The sequence below is a fragment of the Roseibium sp. LAB1 genome, assembly GCF_054658235.1.
Genome location: NZ_BAAGIB010000006.1, coordinates 18,765 through 37,363, shown reverse-complemented (window position 1 = coordinate 37,363; position 18,599 = coordinate 18,765). Strand labels below are relative to the sequence as shown.

Genomic DNA, 18,599 nt, shown 5'->3' with positions numbered 1-18,599 from the left:
GATCTCCTTCGGCCTTGCTTTGGCAAAGGCCGGTGTTGGAACTGGAGTCAGCTTCAAGACTGTTCCCCCTGTCCGGCCCTCTCGGGTACGAGAGACCGGCAGGGGCTAAGTTCCTGCGAGAAGGCTGCCTGCGTGATCCAGAAAACGCGGTTTGTGAAACGGCGCGTCGGGAGACATTGCTAAACCCGATCCAGGGTTTGCAGCTCCGGCATTCCACCGACAAGCGGCGGTTGGCTGACCGACACGACAGTCAGCCGATGTTTGCGTCCGTCATTCGCGCACCAGGCAATCGACTGGCCTTTGGAAAGGCCGATGAGAGCGGTGCCGATGGGCGTCAGGATGGAGATCCTGCCACTGGCGATGTCGGCATCGCCGGGAAAGACCAGTTGCAACGTCTTTTCTGCCGTGGCGTCTGTTCGGAAGCGGACGACGGAACCCATCCTGACGATATCGCCGGGCAGCGCCCCATCGGGAACAAGTCTTGCCCGGCTCAATTCGCCCAGAAGATCTTCGGTGACACTTGGCAGCCGAGTTTCAAACGATGACGCCAGGCCTTCCAGCCGTTCATAATCGGACGTGCCGATAACTATCTCGGGCTTTGAGGTGAAATCTGTCGGTTCGCGCATAAAGTCCCCCTTGCCGGGTGCTTTCGGGCACCAATGGACAAATGATGTCCGGACGGCGGAGTGAAGTTTGAAGATTTGGTGATTTTTGCGCTTCGATGATTTCGACCGGTCAGACCGGTTCTTGTCGCATCATCTCAAGTGTCGACCCCGAGGCTCGGGGCGCATGACAGCCGAGCCGGGGGCTACTCTCCCGCTTTGGGGATAGCTCTGAAATCTCGTTTGTAGCTGGTCGTGGCGGCTTTGTTCATGAAGGGAAGTTGGTAACAATTTCATGCAAAGTCAAGCCGCCCGCACAAGCATCGCTCGCTGTGTGGGCGGCAAGGGTATCATTCGAGACGGTATTGCGACGATCAGGCCGCTTCGGCCTGCTGTCTGCTCAGGATCTCCCGAGCCTTGCCGGCAATGGCCCTGCCAAGATCGATGTTGTTCTGGGCGGTGAAATGAATGCCGTCGCAGCCGTCGGTGGTGATGTAATCACCGGCGCTTAGGAAATCGACCTTCATGAAGTCGGCCATATTCCGGTATTGCTCGGCCAACGCTGCCGACTTTTCGTGTGCTCCGCCGAACATGCCCTGGAAATAGGGATGCGGCATCGGCGTCAGGGGGGGCGGCGCGACGACCAGGCATTTTGGTGCCGGGTAAGGCGTGCCAATGCCGCCACCGCTTGTCAGCACCTGACCCACCAGCTTAGCCATGCCGTAAGCGATATCGTAGGGCGTCCGGTTGAAGAACGGCTTGGTGTCGTTGGTGCCCAGAAGAATGATCGCCAGGTCGAGCGGCAGATGGCTGGCAAGGGCCGAGGGCAGGTACTGGCTACCGTTCAGGCGGGGATCATTCGGATCGTCAGCGCTTGTCGTGCGGGCACTGAGACCTTCCTCGATAATCCGGTACCCGTCACCCAGCTCAGAGGCCATCGCCCCCGTCCAGCGCTGCTCAAAGGGATAGCGCATCGTCGGGGCGCCTTCCTCCACGGGGATCCAGCCCCAGGTCAACGAATCCCCAAAGCAAAGTATCGACTTTTCGTTTGCCATTGTTACCTCCTCAGATTTTACGGAATGGCTCAATTGGATCTGGATGTTCTGATGCCGTAGAAAATCGCGGCGAGCAGAATGATCAGCCCCTGGGCGATGAGCTTGCCCGGGTCGTCGATGCCGAAGGTGGTCATCACGACAAACAGCAGGGCAAAGGACAGGACCCCGAAAAAGGGACCCCAGACACCACCTTCCCCCCGGCCGAAAACCACACCACCGAGAATGGTCGCGGCGACCGCCAGAATAGGCAGGTCAAGACCGACGCGGACGCTGCCGACCGCGATGGAGGCGGTTTGCACGAGGGCGGCGACTGCTGCGATGAAACCGGCAAGCGTGTGGGCAAGAATGACGGTCCGCTCGACCGGAACACCCGAAAAATGTGCGGCTTCCGCGTTCTCGCCGACCGAGGTGACGTATCTGCCGAACACCGTCTTTGTGAGAAACAGCGCCATCACCACGGTCAGGGCGAACCAGAACAGCACCGGAATCGGGAGCGGGCCCCATTTGATGTTGTAGATATCGTTCAGATAGGACGGCACGTCACCGGGTGGCTTGCCGCTTGAAAGATACTGCACGAACCCGACCAGTATGATGCTGACAGCCAGAGTGACGATGACCGCCGATACCCGGCGCTTGCCGATCATCCAGCCGTTGAAGAGACCTATCGCGGTACCGGTCGCCAGACTGAGCCCGATGTAGAACGGCATCGACGCCCCCGGAAAGATGCCCGAGGAGATGAAGTAATTGACCAGCAGGATGATGCCGCCGCCGGACAGGTCGATGCTCTTCACGCGCATCACCAGCAGTTGCGCCAGAACCAGCACACCGAGTGGCGCGACCTGCCGGATGAAGATGCCCATGATGTTGGCGTTGAGCATGTGAGGTCTGGCGACCCAGAGCGTGATCAGCAGGATGGCGAAGACGTAATACGCCGGCGGAACGCGCAGCAGGCGCTGCAGGAATGGATGCTTCACGATCGCTGACATGATCAAAGCCCTATCTTCTTGCGGGTCTGGAGCCCCACGACCAGGAGCAGGAGACCACCCTTGATTGCGGTCTGGATAAAGGGCGAAACATTGGTGAGATTCATGCCGTTCGACAGGAGCGCCAGGACCAGCGCACCGATCACCGTGCCCTGCAGGCTGCCGATGCCGCCGGACAGTTGTGTCCCGCCGACGGCGACAGCTGTAATCGCATCAAGTTCGAACAGGAGACCAACATTGGGATCGCCAGAAACGATCCGGCCGGCCAGGAACACCCCGGCAAGGGCTGCGAAACAGGAGCAGGCGACATAGGCGAGCAGGATGTTGCGACGGTCCGGAACACCGAAGTTGCGGGCTGCATCCGGCGTGCCGTTGGCAACCCCGCCGCCAATCGCGAAGAGATGAAGTCCGAAACGCGACCCATGCAGCAGCTTCCAGGCCAGCATAACCACCACGATGCCCCAGAACACCGGCATCGGTATTCCGAAAAGCGAGCCGCTGACCGACTGGATGACGACATCCGGCACGGTGCCGCCGGACACCGGGCGCAGGATGCGGGTGATGCCCAGGATCACATACTGCATTGCCAGCGTCGCGATGATCGGATGGACGTTCAGCCGTGTGATCACCAGCCCGTTGCTCAGACCGATCAAGGCTGCAAACAGGAAAACCGCGGGGATCGTCACATAGCCAGGCGCATCGAGCGCCAGGATCGCGGTCGTGAAACTGATCAGGGAACCGACCGACAGATCGAGCCCCCCCACCACCACGACGAACATCTGGCCGATCGCCGTGATGACCAGCGGCATGGCCTGGGCAATGAGGTTGAAGAGGTTTTCGGAACCGAGGAACTGATCGGTGCGCAGGCCGAGATAAACGCTGATACCAATGGCGATCAGCAAGGGCAGCATCCACAAACCCTGGCGGCCTTTCGACTGCGTCAATCGCGCGAGAATTGCTTGTGTCATGATCACTTCAATCTTGTGGGCAGGGTCAGGCGCTCAGGGCAGCGTCGAGGATCTGATGCTCGGTGGCGGTTTCGGCGGGCAGTTCGGCAACGACGGTCCTGCCGTGAACGACATAGATGCGGTCGCACAGCCCGATGAGCTCGACGGTCTCGCGGGAGAGGACCAGAACCGCACCGCCCTTGTCTGCAAAGCTGCGTAGCAGCTTGTAGATTTCCGCCTTCGCACCGATGTCGACGCCGCGTGTCGGTTCCTCGATGAGCAACAGATCGAGACCGGCAGCCAGGTAGCGACCGAGAAGAACTTTCTGCTGGTTTCCGCCTGACAGGGTGCCGACTGCCGACGACGGACCGGGTGCCTTGATGTTCATGCTGGCCATCGTCTCGACAATTACCTTGCGATAGTCGTGCGCGATGGAGAGTTCGCCGTGCACGGAAGACAGGCCGATAGCGATGTTGTGGGCGATGGAAAGTCCCAGAAAGAGCCCCTCATCCTTCCGGTCCTCGGGAACGAAACCGACCTTTCTGGCCTGAAGGTGCCGGATGCCGGCTGCCTTCGGCGCCGGCAAAGGCAATGGCTTGCCCTTGATGGAAGCCGTCCCTGTCGAGGAATGATAAAGTCCGGCAAGCGATCTCAACAATTGCTGCTGCCCCTGCCCCTCCAACCCGGCAAGGGCGACGATCTCACCCTTGTTGACATGAAGTGAAAGCGGTTTGCTGTCCGGATCTATCCTGAAATCTTCAAGTTCAAGGACAGCCTCTGATGACGCGTGTCCACGCACCGGGAAGAGATCCTGAAGTTCCCTGCCGACCATCAAGGCAATAAGGCTGTCCGGTGTCATGCCACTCAGGGAGCGCGTTGCGACCAGTTTGCCGTCCTTGAGAACGGTCACCGTGTCACAGATGCCGAAAATCTCGTCCATCCGGTGCGAGATATAGACAATTGCCTTGCCTTCATCCCGCAAGCGCCTGATCTGGGCATTCATGACCTCGACATCTGCAGCGTTCAACGCGGCCGTCGGTTCGTCCAGTATGAACACCGAGGCATCCGCCTTGATCCCGTGCGCGATTTCGACGAACTGACGCTCCGCGATTGAGAGATCGGAAACGAGGGCATCAGGGTTCAGCTCCAATCCCAACGCGGCGAGGGCCTTGCGGGTTTCACGCCGCATCTTTGCCCTGTCGACCGTGCCAAAACGTGTGACAGGCTCCCTGCCCAGAAACATGTTCTCGGCAATGGTCAGGTTGGCAAGCAGAGACAACTCCTGGAACACGGTGGAAATGCCCGCTTCGAGAGCTTCCCTTGGCGTCTCGAAACCAACTTTTCGCCCGTCACGAAAAAGCTCGCCTGCGTCCGGCTGGTGCACTCCCGCCAGGATCTTCATCAGTGTCGACTTGCCCGCACCGTTCTCGCCCATCAGGGCGTGGACGGTACCGGGCATGAGCTTGAGCGATACGCCGTCGACTGCTTTGCTGCCGCCGAACGACTTCGAAATGTTCGACATTTCAACGAGGCAAGCCATTGCCTTCTCCCCCGGATCAAATGCTGGATCTTTTCTGTCGGCAGCCAGCCGGTGCGCGGAACTGCGGCACCGGCTGACCGTCCGGCCTCGGGAGGAGGCTATTTCTTGCCGTAGAGCTCCTGCAGCTTTTCCTCAGACAGCTCGGTCGGCCACCAGACGTTTGCGGACAGGTCTTCGCGGTAATATTGCTTGGCCTTGTCGACGTCCCAGCCAGCCGGGTTGTAATCGTAGTGTTTCTTCAGTTCCTTGCCCTCCAGCAGGGCCACGGCGGCACGCACGCCAGCTGCGCCCTGGGCAGGGGCATATTCAGCCGACACGGATTTAAAACCGTCCCGGATCCACTGACCGAAAAAGCCGTTGTTGCCTTCACCGGAAATCGGCGGGATCTCTGCGCCAAACTGCTTGAACACATCGACACAGGCACGCGTCATGTCGGCACCGGAAGACCAGATGCCATCGACTGACGGGTTGTTCAGATAAAGTGTCTCACACAGGTTCTTGGCCTTGTCGTACTGCCAGTCGCCATGTTCCTCGGCGATGATTTCGACATTCGTGCCTTCCAGCGACTGCAGCAGACCATTGTAGCGGTTGGTGTCTTCCGGGTGGCCGGCGAGACCGCGCAGTACCCAGATCTTGCCGTCATTGCCAACTTCGTCGACGAGCCAGTCGCCCATCACCTTGCCGAAGTGTTCGGCACCGCCCTGGATTTCGGTCGTATAGGCATCGCTCTCGATACGGCCCGTGTGCAGAACCACCGGAATGCCCGCAGCGACAGCCTTGGCAATCGACGCATCCGCCGATGTGGACGTTACCGGCTGGACAATGATCGCATCGACATTCTGCGCAACCAGATCCTCGATATCGGCCACCTGTTTCTTCTGGTCGAAGCCGGCGTCAAGCAGGATGAACTTGGTGATGCAATCGTTCTTGGCGGCTGCCGCTTCGGACTCATGCGCCACCTGAACGGTCCAGGTGTTGGCATTCACGCCAAAGTGGCTCATGCCGATGGTCCAGGGGCAATCCTTCTTGTACGTCCCGGCTTCGACAACCGGATTGTCGCCTTCCCTGGCTGTAACGCCATCCATCAGGAAGGTGTCTTCGGCGAATGCCGGGTATGACGAGATGGCGACGGCCAGACAGCCCGCCAGCGTGGCAGGTTTGAAATGTGTCATCGAGTTTCCTCCTCCAAGGTCAGGCCTTTGATCTGCTTGTAAGAAGACTGCCGAGCGCCTGATCTCGGCGAACAGCCTTCTTTTCCGCACAGGTCAGCCGTTCCGGCAGCGACAACGGGTGCCGGCCGGCAGACAAGGCGATGCCGTTCGCCGGAACGCATTCCGGCGGCGGGTGAACGCAACTGCGATGGGTGGGACCTCCTCCCAGGCCCGTTAAAAATCACGGCAGGACTTGCCTGTCAATAGTTATTCATATTGAATGATTAATTGTCGAGCTTGTCAGATCTCGCCGGCGATGCAATGTATGGCAACAACGCTATCGATCGATCTTCGGATCAACCGACTGTTTTCAATGATCAAATCAGGACGATGCCAAAATGCGCACGATCTTGTGCTACGGCGACTCGAACACGCACGGCCAAATTCCAGGGGGGACACCGCTCGATCGCTACACCCTGGAGCGACGCTGGCCGGGTGTCCTTGCGCGTGAACTCGGCAAGGGCTGGCACATCATCGAAGAAGGCCTCAGTGGCCGCACGACGGTGCATGACGACCCCATCGAGGGGGCTCTGAAGAACGGCCGCACTTATCTGCGGCCCTGCCTCATGAGCCACGCACCTCTGGATCTGGTCATCGTGATGCTCGGCACCAATGATCTGAAGGCTCGGTTCAACCAGCCTGCGTCCGAAGTGGCGATGGGTATCGGATGCCTGATCCACGACATCAAGGAGCTTGCACCCGGACCTGCCGGAACCGTTCCGGAGGTCATGGTGGTGTCGCCACCACCAATGCTGGACGACATCAAGGAATGGGAAAACATCTTCAAGGCTGCCCAGCAGAAATCCCATGACCTCGCACTGCAGTTCGAGATCATGTCGGATTCGCTTGAGGTGCATTTCTTCGATGCCGGGTCAGTCTCGACCTGTGACCCGCTGGACGGGTTCCACATCAACGCTGGGGCGCATGAAAATCTCGGGATAGCGCTGGCGCGGGAAGTGGAGGCAATCGGGTGGAAATGACTGCACTGCGCGATCCTGCGACGGCACCTGGTTGCCCGGCACGGCCCTGGAGGGTCTTCCATGCCTGATATGAGGTTCGCTCCGCCCAACCCGCTGCGCATCGCCGACCGCGCGTCCGGCCTGAACGCCGTCAGCGTGCGAAGCTACAATGAACGGCTGGTGCTTTCTCTGCTCCTTCAGCATTCCTCGACAACGCGCCTGGAAATCGGCGAACAGACCGGCTTGTCGGCACAGACTGTGTCGGTGCTCGTCAGGTCGCTGGAACAGGAAGGACTGGTGGCAAAGGGCGAGGCCCAGAAGGGCCGCGTCGGCCCGCCGACCGTACCGCTTACCCTCAATCCGGAGGGGGCCTTTTCCATCGGCATCAGCGTCGGCAACCGGCACACCGATATCGTGCTCATCGACTTTGTCGGCAAGATCCGTTTTCACAAGACCCTGCCCAATCCGCAACTCGCCCATGGCAGCAACCATTCGGAGTTTCTGGAGACGATTGCCAGCGCAGTCAAACTGTTGCCGGACGCCGAACGCGAACGCCTGGCAGGCGTCGGTCTTGCCCTCCCCCGTCACCTGTCCGGCGGCATGGACGAGGAGGCCTATTTCAAGGCTCTGCAGGCGGAGATCGAGGAACAGCTCGGCATTGCCGTTTTCGTCCAGAACGACATCACCGCCGCCGCCAGCGGAGAAAGCATGTTCGGCGCTGCCAAGACGCTTTCGGACTACATGTTCTTCTACCTCGGCGCCGACCTTCACGGCCGCCTCGTCCTCAATCACCAGATCTACAACGGCAATTCCGAAGTCAGTTTCGACGTCGGCATTTCGGCGCTCGAGAGAGACCTGTCCAGCCAGGGAAAACAGGTCGATCCACTATGGGACCGGTCCGGATCCTGGCCGGACCACGGAGATCTGGTAACGGAGTGGGAAGAACGGCTGATCGCGCAGATGCGCAACTCCCTTCACGGGGTCGGCCAATTCGTGGAAATCGAAACGGTCATCCTGTCGTCCTATGCACCCGAAAGCATTTGTCAGGACATCTGCCGGAAGCTGGAAGCGGCTGCCCCGGACATCAAGGCGATCGCCGGCAACATCGTGCCGGCTCCGAAGGCCATCGGTGCTGCCAGCCTGCCATTCAGTTCCAGGTTCATGGTCAGCGGAAATTGATCCGCTGACATCGATCACACGGCGGCAACCTAGCGCCTCGCCGCGCAAATGGGAGCACATGGGCATCTTACCGGTGCATGGTTCCCGGAAGGGATTGTTCGGGTCCGCCACAGGAGATCCAAGGCGCTAAACTGCTTGATTAAAAATGTTCATAATTATAATAAACATAAATTCATTCGGGAGAGAAACATGCCGGCATCATCTATTATTCAATTCGGAACCAGCCGCTTCCTGCAGGCTCATGTGGATCTCTTCGTGTCGGAAGCCATTGCCGGCGGGCAGGACGCAGGGCCGATTACGGTGGTTCAAACCAGCGGAGATGCGTCCCGGTCACGGCGTCTCAAGGCGTTGGCAGACCCTGCCGGCTACGAAGTCCGGATCAAGGGTATCGAAAACGGTGGCCTGGTGGACACGAGCAAAACCGTCAGCAGTATCAAACGCGCGCTGTCCTTGCCCGATGATCTGAGCGAAGTCGCAAAAATCGTCGCCGAGGAAGCGAGGATCATCCTGTCCAACACTGCCGATGCAGGATTTCGGCCTCAAGAAGCGGACAAAAACACCGAGTTTTCCATAGATATGTCCTATCCGGCCAAGTTGACATGGTTCCTGTTTCAACGCTTCCGCAGTGGCGGCGCCCACGTGCAGATCATGCCCGCCGAACTGATCCCCGAAAACGGCAAGGTTCTGAGAGATCATGTCCTGGACATTGCCGCGCTCTATCCGCCCGAATTTGCAGCCTGGCTCCGGTCCGGCGTGACCTGGGTGAATTCTCTCGTCGACAGGATCGTCTCCGAACCGCTGGAGCCCGCCGGTGCGGTGGCCGAACCTTACGCACTTTGGGCGATCGAGGACCAGCCGGGCCTCATACTGCCCTGCGAGCATCCGTGCATTCAGGTCGTGGAGGATCTGGAACAGGTCGAGACCCTGAAGCTTTTCATCCTGAACCTCGGGCATACGTATCTGGTGTCACGTTGGCTCGCAGCGGGCAACTCGCCATTGCAATTTGTCCGTGAGCTGATGGACAGTCCTGTTTTCGGCCCCGACCTGGAAGATCTCTATCGACGGGAAGTCATACCCGCGTTCGACGTCCATGGCAGGAAACAGGAAGCGGAAGCCTATGTCGCCACGACGATCGACAGGTTCAAGAACCCGTTTCTGGACCACAAGCTTGCCGACATCGCACAAAACCACGGCGAAAAGATAAACCGGCGGATTTCGTCCTTCTTGTCCTGGGCCCGGAACGCAGACACCTCGCTTCAAATGCCCAGGCTGGACGCCGTGGCGGCCGAAGGTGCAACAGCAATCTCGTAAGAGAGCTCATGCGCGTCTGCAGAAAGCTGTCAGGCAAACTTGTGGACGCGCAGCGATTGCAGGAGCGTCTCCTTCGATCGCCTGAGATGCTTGAGCGCCGCAGCCTCCGACCTTGCACTGTCTCCGGCCAACATTGCATTGATCCATTCCAGATGCTCGTCGATCGCCGCCGCATTGCGTTCCAGTTCGTCGCGCTTGTCCCACATGTAATGGTAGTTGAAGATCAGCTTGATGAGCTTTTGCGCTTCAAGGACAAACCGGTTCCTGACCACGCTGTTGATGGCCGAATGAAACTTTTCGTCCAACAGTGAAAAGTCGTGATACCGCTCCTCAAGGACAGATTTCAGGTCCTCATGTTCACGCTTCAAGGACTTGAGCTTTGTCCAGATCTCGTGCTCCGGAGGCAGGGTCAGCAATTGTCTGACCGCGTTCAGCTCGAGAACCATTCGAAACTCGGACAGTTCGATTGCAAACTCCGGTGTGAAGCCCAGGAGTGACCAGCCACCTCTGGGCCGGCGTTCCACAAGGCCGAGACGGCTCAGTCCGGCCAGAAACTCCTGAAGGTTGTGAACGGGAACACCGAACTGCCGGGAAAGTTGCGCCACATTGAGCGATGTTCCCGCAGGAACGTCGAAACGCAGGATCCACTCGAAGAACCTGTGCTCCAGCTCCTCCGTGGACAAGGAACTTTCTGCAGGAACCAGACGGTGCTCCGGTTGAGGTTTCCGGATCAGCGTCTTGGCCCGGCCTTCCCAGCGGATCAGATTGTCGCTGTCCAGCTTTTGCAGAGCACTGCGCACGATGGTTCTGCTGACATCCATCCGATCTGCCAGCGCAGTTTCGGCTGGCAGCTGGTCGCCAATCTCCATGGTGCTGCAGATATCCAGCAACCTGTTGTACGCGCTTCTGAATCGTTCGTCCGTTCTTGCCATGACCGTAGCCTAACATATCCAAAACGCTGAACAATTCCCGTTGTTTGTATTAAAAAATAAAAAACTGTTGACGGTCAGCATCTCCCGGGCACATATTGTTTTTAATAATTAAACTCAAAATCCAGCCGGGAGGATTTATGGCGGATCTTGATCGAGGGGCAGCGCCAGCACACTGGACGCTCAAACTGTCTGCCGGTTCCTTTCACAAGCTGTCGGCGCTCCTGACACTCGCGCTTCTGATCTTCGCGTTTTCCTTCGGCAACGCGGCATTCTTCTCCATCAACAACGGACTGACTGTCCTGCTGCAGACGTCCGTCATCGGTCTTCTCGGGATCGGAATGACGATGGTCATCATCACTGGCGGCATAGACCTCAGTGTCGGCTCCGTCCTGGCGCTCTCCGGGACCATCACCGGTTTGAGCGTCAAGGCAGGTGTACCGGTAGGCCCGGCCATGGCCATTGGTGTGATGGCCGGTGCAGCCTGCGGTTTCGTCAACGGGTTCGTCATTACCAAGATGCGGATCACGCCGTTTGTGGCGACGCTCGGCATGATGCTGATTGCCCGCGGGGTTGCCCTGCAACTGACGGGCGCCGCGCCGATTTCCCGGCTGGGGGAAAGCTTCGGACTTTTGGGCAATGGCTCGCTGTTCCGCATCGTGGAAAAAACCGGCGGCATCTTTCCCAAGGTCGTCTTTCCGGGAATTCCCTATCCGGTCATTCTGCTTGGCGTCGTCGCGCTTGCGGCCGCCTACCTTCTCAGGCGCCGCCAGATCGGCCGGCATATCTACGCCACCGGCTCCAACGAGGAAGCCGCCCGTCTCTCCGGCGTCCTGGTCGACCGCACCAAGATCTTCGCCTACGTCCTGTCGGGCGCCCTGGCCGGGCTGGCAGGCAACGTCCTGATGTCCCGCCTCGTGACGGTCCAGCCGAACGAAGGTGTCATGTATGAGCTCGACGCGATTGCGGCCGCCGTCATCGGCGGGGCTTCGCTCATGGGCGGCGTCGGCAATATTTCGGGAACGATGATCGGCGCGGCCATCATCGGAGTTCTGCGCAACGGTCTCAACATGGCCGGCGTATCGGCATTCATCCAGCAAATCGTGATCGGCGTCATCGTCATTCTGGCGGTCTACGTCGATCAGATCAGAAACCGGCGCTGAGAAAGCCGGTCGTTTACCTGAGCAACTTCAGATGGAGGAGAATGAAATGAAGAAGCTTCTGACCACAGCGATGATGGCAAGCGCACTTGCTTTGTCCGCAGCGGCCGCACAGGCCGGAGAAATCGCGGTCATCGTCAAGACGACCAATTCCAACTTCTGGCAGAACGTGAACAAGGGTGCCAGCGCGGCGATCGAAGGTCAGACCGACCATACGATGACCTTCAACGGTCCGGCATCGGAATCGGCCGTCGCCGATCAGGTCAACCTTGTTGAGAACGCCATCAACCGCGGCGTATCGGGCATTGTCCTGGCGCCGTCCGATCCGGAGGCCCTGATCCCGGCGGTGAAGAAAGCCTTTGAGTCCGAAATCCCCGTCGTCATCATCGACTCAGGCCTCGCCGACAACGGCAAGGAGTACTACCAGTCGTTCCTGTCGACCGATAACTGCGCGGCAGGTCAGCTGGTTGCCGACAAGATGATTTCGGAAGTGGGCACGGAAGGCAAAGTGGCCGTGATGTCCTATGTCGCCGGTGTCGGCTCCGAAATCGGCCGCGTCGGCTGTTTCGTCAAGCAGATCGAAGAGAAGTCGAAGATCGAGATTATCGGCCCCTACTACTCTCAGTCCCAGATGGCCACAGCCTTGAACCAGACCACAGACGTTCTGGCTGCAAATCCGGATCTTGTCGGCATTTTCGGCGCCAATGAACCGACTGCCATCGGCATGGGCCGAGCTCTGGCACAGGCCGGCAAGGCAGGCAAGGTCACGGCGATCGGCTTTGACGGCAACACCGACCTGCAGGATTTCGTCCGTGACGGCACCCTGGCTGCAACTGCCGTTCAGGGCTCGTTCCAGATGGGCGAGATTGGCGTCCAGACAATTCTGAAACTTTTGAACGGTGAGTCAGTACCGAACTTCATCGACACCGGTGTCGTCCTGGCCACCAAGGACAACATCGATCATCCGAGCGTTCAGAACGTCCTTTACTAACGCGCACAACGCGGCCGGAAGCCTTGCTTCACGAGGCTTCCGGTCTTTTCAACCGTCGATCGGAACACGGAATATGAAACCAGATGCTCAGTCCGCGGCACCGCTGGTGCAGATGGACGCAATCGAAAAGCACTTTGGCGGCATCAGGGCCGTGAATGGCGTCTCTCTTGAGCTCTATCCGGGTGAAGTTGTCGGCGTTCTCGGCCACAACGGCGCCGGCAAGTCGTGCCTGATGCGGATCCTCTCCGGAGCGATGATCCCCAACGAGGGGACAATCCGGGTCAACGGAGAAGTCGCCGATATTCAGTCACCACATGACGCGCGCGATCTGGGCATCGAAACCATTTACCAGACGCTGGCGCTGGCAGATCACCTGAACGCTCCCGCCAACCTGTTTCTCGGCCGGGAACTGAAGACAAGATTCGGCAATCTGGACGACACCAGGATGATGGCCGAGGCCGTCCGCGTTCTGAAAAGGCTCAATCCGAACTTCAAGAACCTGAACGATCCGGTGTCCAGCCTCTCGGGCGGTCAGCGGCAGGTTATTGCCATCGCCAGAGCAATCTATTTTGACGTCAAGATCCTGATCATGGACGAGCCGACCGCCGCTCTCGGACCATCGGAAACGGCCATGGTCGGAGCCTTGATCAGACAATTGCGCGACGAGGGAATTGGCATCCTTCTGGTCAGTCATGACATGCATGATGTATTCGAACTCTGCGACCGTGTCATAGTCATGAACAAGGGCCGCGAAGTCGGTTCGCATCGGATTGAAGACGTGACCAAGGACGATGTTCTCAGCCTTATCATCAAGGGCGACCTGCCCCATGACTGGGCTCCCCGGAGCCGGAAAGCCGTTCAATGACTCTTGAAACGACCAAGTCGCCGGCGGTGGCGCAATCTATGGCCTGCGGCACCGTTGTCGAGCCAGGCGTCTTCACGCTCGAAACGCGGGACATGCCGGACGAAGCACCGGCGGGCTGGGTGCTCATCGACATCCAGGCTGTCGGCATTTGCGGTACGGATTATCACATCCTTGAAGGCAAACACCCGTTCCTGAACTACCCGCGCGTGATCGGTCATGAGCTTAGCGGCAGGATCGCGAAAAGCACCGGTTCCTGGACAACGGGTGAACTGGTGGTGGTCAACCCGTATTTGTCCTGCAACACCTGCCGCGCCTGCACCCGAGGCAAACCGAACTGCTGCAGCAACATCGAGGTCCTCGGCGTTCACCGGGACGGCGGCTTGTGCTCGCGGATCGCGGTTCCGCAGAACAACCTTTATCCGGCAACCGGTCTGACGGAAATTCAGGCGGCCATGGTGGAGTTCCTGGCCATCGGTGCCCATGCCGTGCGACGTGCGGCGCTCTCCAAAGAGGACAGGGTCCTGGTGACCGGGGCTGGCCCCATTGGCATCGGCACGGCCCTCTTCGCCCGGCTTTCGGGCGCCGAAGTCCATCTTCTGGACATGAGCCGCACACGGCTGAACCAGGCCACCGAAAAATTCGGTTTCGAGGACACCCATCTTGTCGGAACCGACATTCTGTCAGGACCGCTGAAAGACGGTTTCGACGTGATTTTCGACGCAACAGGCAACGCGGCCGCCATCGAAGCCGGTTTCCCCCTGCTCGCACATGGCAGCCGATATGTACTGGTAAGCGTTGTGAAGGAAATCATCAGCTTCAGCGATCCGGAGTTCCACAAGCGTGAGACCCAGATCATCGGCAGCAGAAACGCCACGAAAGAAGATTTCGAGACCGTCATGTCCGCAATTCGCGCAGAGCGGATCGATACCGACGCGCTGTGCACGCTGACCATCCGTCTCGCGGATCTTCCCGCCAGGTTCAACGAACTGGCAAAAGACCGGGAAGCCCTCATCAAGGCCATCGTGACTTTGTGAACCTGTTTTACGGAGCCGGTCCGCAGAGGCAGCCGGCTCCGTAGTCGCTCCATTCCCTTGCCAGGAAAAACCGGCGTCAGACAGTTTCCGAACGCGGTTCCTGATTGGTCGACGCGATCGTTGCGAGCGCGCTAGCCTGGCGTCTGGAGTTCCTGTGTTTGGCGATCTGATTGTCCGCAATGACACCGATCAGGATCACACTGCCCATGACGGCAAAGTTCAGCGATGACGGAATGCCGAGAAGGTTCACCAGGTTCTGAAGCATCTGCAGCAGAATGACGCCCAACACGACACCGACAACCGACCCTTCACCCCCCCGCAGGGAAAATCCTCCCAGAACGGCAGCCGCAATCGCGTAGAGTTCATAGAAGTTGCCGTGGGATGCTGGGTGGATGGAGCGGGTATACATGGCAAAGAAAATAGCCGAAAGACCGGTCAGGACGGCGCAGATGACATAGGCGAGCACGATCACCCGTCTTGTGTTGATCCCGGTATAGCGGGCCGCTTCCTCGTTCTTGCCTACGGCGAAGAGATGCCTACCGAAGACGGTTCTGTGCAGCACGAACCAGGCAATGACCGCGATAACAGTGAAGGCGATGATGGAATGGGGCACACCGCCGCTGCGACCGGACATCAGCCATTCCAGAACCGGAAATTCGTCTCCGAAGGAAAAGCCTGCCGTACCGTCCTTGGTGTAGAAGCGCGCAACCCCGCGGTAGATCAGCAGACCGCACAGGGTGACGATGAAGGGCTGCAGCTTCAGCCGCGTGATCAGCCAACCGTGAATCAGCCCGAAACAGGCTCCCAACAGAAGCACGATCAGGCAGGCGACAGGCCAGGGCACGCCCTGCTGGACGATCAGATCGACGAAGATGACACCAAGAAGCGCAATGAGGGAGCCGACGGACAATTCAATGCCGGCGGTCACGATCACGAAAGCTTCTGCAAGGGAAAACAGCCCGAACAGCCCGATGAGATTGGCCGTGTTGGCCAGGTTGATCGGTGACAAGAACCTGGGGTTGATCAGGGCGACAACAGTCCCGACCACCAGAACAAGTACCGCCAGTCCGATATCCTTCTTTTGCATCCTGTCTCCCCAAATCTCTATCCGACTGCCAGCCGGAGTATGTTTTCTTCCGTCAATTCGTCCCGGTCCAAGGTTCCCGAGACATGGCCCCTGCGCATGACGGCAACGCGATCCGAAACGCCGATCACTTCTTCCATGTCGCTGGAAATCATCAGGATGCCGACGCCTTCGTCCGCAAGGGTCTGCATCAGATGATAGACCTCCGCCTTCGAGCCGACATCGATGCCCCTGGTCGGTTCATCGAAAATGAGAACTTTCGGCTCCATCGCCAGCCACTTGGCCAGAACCACCTTCTGCTGGTTTCCACCGGACAATTCGGCGGCGGCCCGCGAGATGGAGCTGGTCTTGATGGACAGGCGGGCGCGTGAGTTTTCCGCCAGCGCCGCCTCGCTTCGCCGGTCGACGACACCACGGCGGCTCAGCTTGTTCAAACAGGGCAAGGCGATGTTCTCGTAAATCGGAAAGTCCAGAAGAAGTCCCTGCTCCTTCCTGTTTTCCGGCACCAGCGACAGACCTGCGGCAATCGCCTCCGGAACCGAGTGGGATTTCAATTCCCTGCCATTGAGCCGGATGGTGCCACCAACGAGAGGCTCCACGCCGAAAACGGCGCGTGCAAGTTCCGTCCGCCCCGCCCCGACCAATCCGGCAACACCAAGGATTTCACCCGCATGCAAGGTCAGGTCGACGTATGCACCGGGAAAAGTCGAGGTACGCACACCGTTCAGTTCAAGCACCGGGACGCTCATGCGGTGGCGGCTCGTTTCGTAGAACTGACCGATGTCCCTGCCGATCATCATCCGCACCATCCTGTCCTTGCGGATGCCAGCACCGACCAATGCGCCCACATTCCTTCCATCGCGCAGGCAAACGACCCTGTCCGCGATCTCTTCCACCTCACTCAGACGATGACTGATGAACAGGATCGCGACACCCCTGTCTTTCAATTGCCGCATGACCTGAAGCAGCCTGTCGGTTTCCGACAGGGTGAGGCTCGACGTCGGCTCATCGAGAATGACCAGCCGGGCATTCATCGACAATGCGCGAGCGATTTCGAGCAATTGCTGATCGGCGAGCGACAGGTCTGCAACGGGATCACCGGCACCGAAGCGCGCGCCGAGCATCGAGAGGATAGGCTCGACCTTGGCCTTCATGGCACGGTGGTCAAGCAAGCGGAACGGACCGGACGTGATTTCACGGCCCAGAAGTACATTCGCGGTCACGTCTAGATTGGTGAACGGGTTGAGCTCCTGGTGCACGAAAGCGATGCCGAGCGCCGAAGCTCTTGCCGGGGTCAGTCCGCCGGTCGCGACACCGTCGATGATGATATCGCCTCCGTCCGGGGAGACCGCGCCGCCGAGCACCTTCATCAAGGTGGACTTGCCGGCGCCGTTTTCGCCTATCAGGCCGACGATTTCTCCACCCTTGATGCTCAAGTCGACATCCTGCAGGGCAACGACACCCGGATAGACCTTCGTTACCCGTGAGAGCTCTAGAGAAATCTTCTGAAATCCGGGGGTCAATATTCTGGCTCCGCCATGGTGATTGGCTTTGGCTGCACGGGCCGGAGATCCGGTCCGCGCAGCCTCAGGGTCCGCCTGGGAGGGCCCGACCTAGCCTTTGATCCGCTCTTTCAGCTCTTTTTCAAACGGATCGACATTTTCGGCATCGATGATCTTCGTCGGAACGATGATCAGCCCGTCAGCCGGAATTCCCGATTTGTCGCCTTCCAGGAAGTCGGCCATGAGGTGCATGCCCTGATAGCCCCACTGATAAGGATCCTGCACCACGGTCCCGGCAAAGCTGCCTTCGCGAACCGCACCGAGGGTGATCGGGTCTTCATCGAAGGCGATGACCGTGATTTCACCCAGTTTACCGGCCGCCTGGAGCGCTTCGTAGATTTTCGGCGGATTGTAGGAATAGAAGCCGACCATGCAGTCGATTTCCGGATTGGCGGCCAGAACGTCGTCGACATTCGAACGGGCCTTGGCAAAGTCGACGTCGTCACCGCGAACATCGACCAACTCGATGCCCTTGCCTTCCACGGTTTCGCGGAAGCCGGCAATACGCTCCTTGGCGTTATCCGCACCAAGGAAACCGACAAAGCCCATGCAGGTGCCACCATTCGGCAACGCCTTTATTGCAATTTCACCAGCCTGATTTCCCGCAAGCGTATTCGACGACCCCAGATAGGCGATCCGGTCGCTTTCCGGCGCATCACTGTCCGTCGTGAAAAGCGGCACCTGTGCGGCGATCCGGTTGAAGGCGTCGATCGACGTCTTTGGGTCCACAGACGAAATCATGATGGCGTCGGTCCCGGCGGCCACGAGGTCGTCCATGAGAGCATTCTGCAGAGCCGCGGTTCCCTGTGCGGGATAGCGGAACTGCAGGTCGTAGTCGGGCAGTTCCGCCTGGGCGGCATTCACGCCGGCCTCAGCCAGTTTCCAGAAATCGGACGCCGCGTTCACAACGAATGCCAGTTGTGGCTTGTCCTGCGAATGTGCCGCCGTGGCGGCAAGCGTGGCAAAGACCGCCACGCAAAGAGTTTTCCTGAGTTCCAATTTTTCCTCCCTGTCTATGGGCGACGACACATCACCCGCAACAAATTATTACTAATATTAATTAATAAGAATTTTCAAGTATTAATTCCGGGGCCGATTGTTTCGGCTTCCGGAGAGGTAATGAACCATGTCCGGGCGCCCGCCCGGCAAGCGTATCTGATGGACATGCGCACTCGTTCCGGCAGGAA

At 58.9% G+C, this 18,599-nt stretch carries 17 protein-coding genes; 7 read left to right on the top strand and 10 right to left on the bottom strand.

The features are described from left to right. Positions 1-179: 179 nt before the first annotated feature. The 6 genes from rnk to ACYQ54_RS25695 form a co-directional block, all read right to left on the bottom strand. Positions 180-626, bottom strand: coding sequence for a nucleoside diphosphate kinase regulator (rnk, locus tag ACYQ54_RS25720; protein ID WP_460087555.1), 447 nt, complete (start codon positions 624-626; stop codon positions 180-182). A 350-nt stretch (positions 627-976) separates the two neighbouring features. Next, on the bottom strand, positions 977-1,657 hold the full coding sequence (locus ACYQ54_RS25715) for an SGNH/GDSL hydrolase family protein (protein WP_460087554.1): 681 nt from the start codon (positions 1,655-1,657) through the stop codon (positions 977-979). 29 nt (positions 1,658-1,686) lie between these two features. After that, on the bottom strand, positions 1,687-2,643 hold the full coding sequence (locus ACYQ54_RS25710) for an ABC transporter permease (RefSeq protein ID WP_460087553.1): 957 nt from the start codon (positions 2,641-2,643) through the stop codon (positions 1,687-1,689). A gap of 2 nt (positions 2,644-2,645) precedes the next feature. Then, entirely contained in the window at positions 2,646-3,608 is a 963-nt protein-coding gene (locus ACYQ54_RS25705; RefSeq protein WP_460087551.1) for an ABC transporter permease, read from the bottom strand. A 25-nt stretch (positions 3,609-3,633) separates the two neighbouring features. Next, on the bottom strand, positions 3,634-5,127 hold the full coding sequence (locus tag ACYQ54_RS25700; protein WP_460087550.1) for a sugar ABC transporter ATP-binding protein: 1,494 nt from the start codon (positions 5,125-5,127) through the stop codon (positions 3,634-3,636). A 98-nt stretch (positions 5,128-5,225) separates the two neighbouring features. Next, positions 5,226-6,299: a substrate-binding domain-containing protein gene (locus tag ACYQ54_RS25695; RefSeq protein ID WP_460087549.1), complete on the bottom strand. Its 1,074-nt coding sequence runs from the start codon at positions 6,297-6,299 to the stop codon at positions 5,226-5,228. Between the two features lie 377 nt (positions 6,300-6,676). Between ACYQ54_RS25695 and ACYQ54_RS25690 the strand changes: the two genes are divergently transcribed. The 3 genes from ACYQ54_RS25690 (at position 6,677) to ACYQ54_RS25680 (ending at position 9,787) form a co-directional block, all read left to right on the top strand. After that, positions 6,677-7,318: an SGNH/GDSL hydrolase family protein gene (locus ACYQ54_RS25690; protein WP_460087547.1), complete on the top strand. Its 642-nt coding sequence runs from the start codon at positions 6,677-6,679 to the stop codon at positions 7,316-7,318. 60 nt (positions 7,319-7,378) lie between these two features. Next, positions 7,379-8,476 carry an ROK family protein gene (locus ACYQ54_RS25685; protein ID WP_460087546.1) on the top strand — a complete coding sequence of 366 codons (1,098 nt, stop codon included), beginning with the start codon at positions 7,379-7,381 and terminating at the stop codon, positions 8,474-8,476. Positions 8,477-8,665: 189 nt separating this feature from the next. Then, positions 8,666-9,787, top strand: a complete 1,122-nt coding sequence (locus tag ACYQ54_RS25680) for a mannitol dehydrogenase family protein (protein ID WP_460087545.1) — start codon at positions 8,666-8,668, stop codon at positions 9,785-9,787. Positions 9,788-9,816: 29 nt separating this feature from the next. Here ACYQ54_RS25680 and ACYQ54_RS25675 read toward each other — a convergent pair whose 3' ends face one another. Beyond that, the gene (locus tag ACYQ54_RS25675; RefSeq protein WP_460087543.1) at positions 9,817-10,719 is read right to left on the bottom strand and encodes a GntR family transcriptional regulator; all 903 of its coding nucleotides are present in this window, start codon (positions 10,717-10,719) and stop codon (positions 9,817-9,819) included. A 137-nt stretch (positions 10,720-10,856) separates the two neighbouring features. Here ACYQ54_RS25675 and ACYQ54_RS25670 point away from each other — a divergent pair, with 137 nt between their 5' ends. From ACYQ54_RS25670 to ACYQ54_RS25655, 4 genes are all read left to right on the top strand, one after another. Then, complete coding sequence (locus tag ACYQ54_RS25670) at positions 10,857-11,879, top strand: ABC transporter permease (RefSeq protein WP_460087542.1); 1,023 nt, start codon at positions 10,857-10,859, stop codon at positions 11,877-11,879. A 46-nt stretch (positions 11,880-11,925) separates the two neighbouring features. Beyond that, a complete protein-coding gene (locus ACYQ54_RS25665) occupies positions 11,926-12,867 on the top strand; it encodes a substrate-binding domain-containing protein (RefSeq protein ID WP_460087541.1) in 942 nt (313 codons plus the stop codon). Positions 12,868-12,940: 73 nt separating this feature from the next. Then, positions 12,941-13,732 carry an ATP-binding cassette domain-containing protein gene (locus ACYQ54_RS25660; RefSeq protein ID WP_460087540.1) on the top strand — a complete coding sequence of 264 codons (792 nt, stop codon included), beginning with the start codon at positions 12,941-12,943 and terminating at the stop codon, positions 13,730-13,732. 38 nt (positions 13,733-13,770) lie between these two features. Next, complete coding sequence (locus ACYQ54_RS25655; protein WP_460087706.1) at positions 13,771-14,766, top strand: zinc-binding alcohol dehydrogenase family protein; 996 nt, start codon at positions 13,771-13,773, stop codon at positions 14,764-14,766. A 76-nt stretch (positions 14,767-14,842) separates the two neighbouring features. Here the strand turns inward: ACYQ54_RS25655 and ACYQ54_RS25650 are convergent, their stop codons facing one another. The 3 genes from ACYQ54_RS25650 to ACYQ54_RS25640 all read right to left on the bottom strand — a co-directional run bounded on the left by ACYQ54_RS25650 (position 14,843) and on the right by ACYQ54_RS25640 (position 18,411). After that, positions 14,843-15,853, bottom strand: a complete 1,011-nt coding sequence (locus ACYQ54_RS25650; RefSeq protein WP_460087539.1) for an ABC transporter permease — start codon at positions 15,851-15,853, stop codon at positions 14,843-14,845. A 17-nt stretch (positions 15,854-15,870) separates the two neighbouring features. Further along, positions 15,871-17,373, bottom strand: a complete 1,503-nt coding sequence (locus ACYQ54_RS25645; protein WP_460087537.1) for a sugar ABC transporter ATP-binding protein — start codon at positions 17,371-17,373, stop codon at positions 15,871-15,873. 90 nt (positions 17,374-17,463) lie between these two features. Continuing rightward, positions 17,464-18,411: a sugar-binding protein gene (locus ACYQ54_RS25640; RefSeq protein ID WP_460087536.1), complete on the bottom strand. Its 948-nt coding sequence runs from the start codon at positions 18,409-18,411 to the stop codon at positions 17,464-17,466. Between the last annotated feature and the right edge of the window lie 188 nt (positions 18,412-18,599).

What these genes read in the sequence shown, in the direction of transcription:
- ACYQ54_RS25655 (WP_460087706.1), top strand. Translation starts at nt 13,771, where the DNA reads ATGGCCTGCGGCACCGTTGTCGAGCCAGGCGTCTTCACGCTCGAAACG.
- ACYQ54_RS25705 (WP_460087551.1), bottom strand. Translation starts at nt 3,608, where the DNA reads ATGACACAAGCAATTCTCGCGCGATTGACGCAGTCGAAAGGCCGCCAG.
- ACYQ54_RS25690 (WP_460087547.1), top strand. Translation starts at nt 6,677, where the DNA reads ATGCGCACGATCTTGTGCTACGGCGACTCGAACACGCACGGCCAAATT.
- rnk (WP_460087555.1), bottom strand. Translation starts at nt 626, where the DNA reads ATGCGCGAACCGACAGATTTCACCTCAAAGCCCGAGATAGTTATCGGC.
- ACYQ54_RS25685 (WP_460087546.1), top strand. Translation starts at nt 7,379, where the DNA reads ATGCCTGATATGAGGTTCGCTCCGCCCAACCCGCTGCGCATCGCCGAC.
- ACYQ54_RS25715 (WP_460087554.1), bottom strand. Translation starts at nt 1,657, where the DNA reads ATGGCAAACGAAAAGTCGATACTTTGCTTTGGGGATTCGTTGACCTGG.
- ACYQ54_RS25650 (WP_460087539.1), bottom strand. Translation starts at nt 15,853, where the DNA reads ATGCAAAAGAAGGATATCGGACTGGCGGTACTTGTTCTGGTGGTCGGG.
- ACYQ54_RS25660 (WP_460087540.1), top strand. Translation starts at nt 12,941, where the DNA reads ATGAAACCAGATGCTCAGTCCGCGGCACCGCTGGTGCAGATGGACGCA.
- ACYQ54_RS25670 (WP_460087542.1), top strand. Translation starts at nt 10,857, where the DNA reads ATGGCGGATCTTGATCGAGGGGCAGCGCCAGCACACTGGACGCTCAAA.
- ACYQ54_RS25700 (WP_460087550.1), bottom strand. Translation starts at nt 5,127, where the DNA reads ATGGCTTGCCTCGTTGAAATGTCGAACATTTCGAAGTCGTTCGGCGGC.
- ACYQ54_RS25710 (WP_460087553.1), bottom strand. Translation starts at nt 2,643, where the DNA reads ATGTCAGCGATCGTGAAGCATCCATTCCTGCAGCGCCTGCTGCGCGTT.
- ACYQ54_RS25695 (WP_460087549.1), bottom strand. Translation starts at nt 6,299, where the DNA reads ATGACACATTTCAAACCTGCCACGCTGGCGGGCTGTCTGGCCGTCGCC.
- ACYQ54_RS25675 (WP_460087543.1), bottom strand. Translation starts at nt 10,719, where the DNA reads ATGGCAAGAACGGACGAACGATTCAGAAGCGCGTACAACAGGTTGCTG.
- ACYQ54_RS25665 (WP_460087541.1), top strand. Translation starts at nt 11,926, where the DNA reads ATGAAGAAGCTTCTGACCACAGCGATGATGGCAAGCGCACTTGCTTTG.
- ACYQ54_RS25680 (WP_460087545.1), top strand. Translation starts at nt 8,666, where the DNA reads ATGCCGGCATCATCTATTATTCAATTCGGAACCAGCCGCTTCCTGCAG.